The 2,337-nt window shown below is 66.3% G+C and carries 2 protein-coding genes and 1 pseudogene; all 3 read left to right on the forward strand.

Annotation, left to right across the window (positions count from 1 at the left end; all coding sequences use genetic code 11):
• Nucleotides 1-1,269, forward strand: a 1,269-nt coding sequence (locus ACWNCF_RS04925) for a glycoside hydrolase family 2 TIM barrel-domain containing protein (protein ID WP_449406238.1), incomplete at its 5' end; no start/stop codon positions are given.
• 206 nt (nt 1,270-1,475) lie between these two features.
• Nucleotides 1,476-1,835 (forward strand): hypothetical protein, encoded by a 360-nt coding sequence (locus tag ACWNCF_RS04930; RefSeq protein WP_449406239.1) that lies wholly within the window; start codon nt 1,476-1,478, stop codon nt 1,833-1,835.
• Nucleotides 1,774-2,337, forward strand: a pseudogene (locus ACWNCF_RS04935) (hypothetical protein); the annotation flags it as partial. The gene ACWNCF_RS04930 and the pseudogene ACWNCF_RS04935, both read left to right, overlap by 62 nt.

The raw sequence follows: 2,337 nt of genomic DNA on the forward strand, positions 1-2,337 counted from the left end.
CTGCGCTGGACGCCGCTGTTCGAAACCTTCGAGATCGGTTGCGAAGTCATCGCCGGCGGCGACATCCAGGAAGACATGTTTGTCGAGGTTAAGATCTGGCACGGCAAGCAATTGCTGGCGGACGACAACTACAAGCTGCTGGCCGGCGAGGCGAACCGCAAGATCGCGCTGTCCGACCCCGGCATCGACGATTCGCGCAACGAATTGCTGTGGAGCCCGGAACGCCCGACCCTGCTCGACGCCGAGGTGATCCTGCGCTGCGGCGACCGGATCGTCGACCACGTGAAGTCGTACACGGCGCTGCGCTCGTTCCACATCAACCGCGACCGCCTGCTGCTGAACGGCCGCCCGTATCCGCTGCGACTCGTGCTGGACCAGGGATACTGGACGGAGTCGTTCCTCACGGCGCCATCCGACGAGCACCTCAAGCGCGACGTCGAACTGGCCAAGCTGATGGGCTTCAACGGCGTGCGCAGGCACCAGAAGATCGAAGATCCGCGCTACCTGTACTGGGCCGACAAGCTGGGGCTGCTCGTGTGGGAAGAGATGCCCTCGGCCTACCGCTTCGCGCCGCGCGCGATCACGCGCATGGTCAAGGAATGGACCGAGGCCATCGAGCGCGACTACAGCCACCCCTGCATCATCGTGTGGGTGCCGTTCAACGAATCCTGGGGCGTGCCGAACCTGACATTGACCCAGGCGCACCGCAACGCGGTCGAGGCGCTGTACCACCTGACGCGCACCCTCGACTCGACCCGCCCGGTGATCGGCAACGACGGCTGGGAAGCGTCGGCCACCGACATCCTGGGCATCCACGACTACGACTGCAGCCCGGACAAGCTGAAGGCGCGCTACGAGGTCAGCGACCCGGTGCGCACGCTGTTCGATCAACGGCGTCCCGGCGGACGCATTCTTACGCTGGACGGCTTCCCACACCGCGGCCAGCCCATCGTGCTCACCGAATTCGGTGGCATCGCGTACGACCCGAACGCGACGCCCGAGGACGGCACGTGGGGCTATACCCGTGCCCATACGGCCGAGAGTTATCACGCGCTGTACCAACGCCTGCTGAAAGTGGTCAACGAGACCTTCATGTTCAGCGGCTTCTGCTATACCCAGTTCGCCGACACGTTCCAGGAAGCGAACGGCCTGCTCAACGCGGACCGTAACTCCCAAGCTGCCGTTCGAGGTGATCAGCGCGGCGACGCGCAATGTCCCGCTCGAACCCAAGGACGTGGAAGAGGAGGGAGACGCGCCGGGCTGATGTAACGCGCCGCCCGGCGCGCTCCGAACCCCGTCGCGAGCACGGCACCCGCAGGGCGCCTGCCCCATCGCTGCGCGGCCACGCATGGCCGCGCTGATGGACGGACACGCCCGTCCGTGCCGCGCGACCCGCGTTCGCCGGCGCGCCGCGGTGCGGGCGGTCCCGCTTTGCATCGATCAACCGACCGCCCTCGGGCGACAAGGAGCCCATCATGTCCACGATCGTCGTTTTCAGCCACCTGCGCTGGGATTTCGTGTTCCAGCGGCCGCAGCACCTGCTGTCGCGCCTGGCCCAGCATTATCCCGTCCTGTTCGTCGAAGAGCCGGTGTACGACGATGGCGCCCCGTTCATGGAACGCTCCAGCCCCGCGCCGAACGTGACCGTGTGCCGCGCGCACACCCCGATCCACGCCAACGGTTTCCACGACGATCAACTGCGGCTGCTCCAGCCCATGGTCGCGCAGCCTGGCACCGCCGGGCGAGGACGTCGTCGCCTGGTTCTATACGCCGATGGCGCTGCCGCTGCTGCAATTGCTGCGGCCCGCGCTCGTCGTGTACGACTGCATGGATGAACTGGCGTCGTTCAAGAATCCACCCAAGCAATTGCTGCAGCGTGAAAGCGCGCTGCTCTCCATCGCCGACCTCGTGTTCGCCGGCGGCCCCAGCCTGTACGAGGCGAAGCGCCACCGCCACCCGAACGTCCACTGCTTTTCCAGCAGCGTCGACGTCGTGCATTTCCAGCAGGCGCTGGACCGCGGGCGCGCGCATCCGCAGCAGGACGCCGTCCCGCATCCGCGCCTGGGCTTCTACGGCGTGCTGGACGAGCGCTTCGATCCGGACCCTCGTCGGCGCCGTGGCCGAAAGTCATCCCGAGCGGCAGATCGTGCTGGCCGGACCGGTCGTCAAGATCGATCCGGAGCGTCTTCCACGCCGCCCCAACATCCATTACCTGGGCCAGCAGCCGTATGCCGCGCTGCCCGACCTGCTCGCCGGCTGGGACGTCTAGGTGCTGGATCATCCAACGAACTCCTCCGTTTCTTGGTCAGCAAGACCAACCGAACCAAGGCTACAACA

This window comes from Massilia phosphatilytica, assembly GCF_977014125.1.

Excerpts from the sequence above, each read along its gene's own strand:
- ACWNCF_RS04930 (WP_449406239.1), top strand. The coding sequence starts at position 1,476 with ATGTCCACGATCGTCGTTTTCAGCCACCTGCGCTGGGATTTCGTGTTC.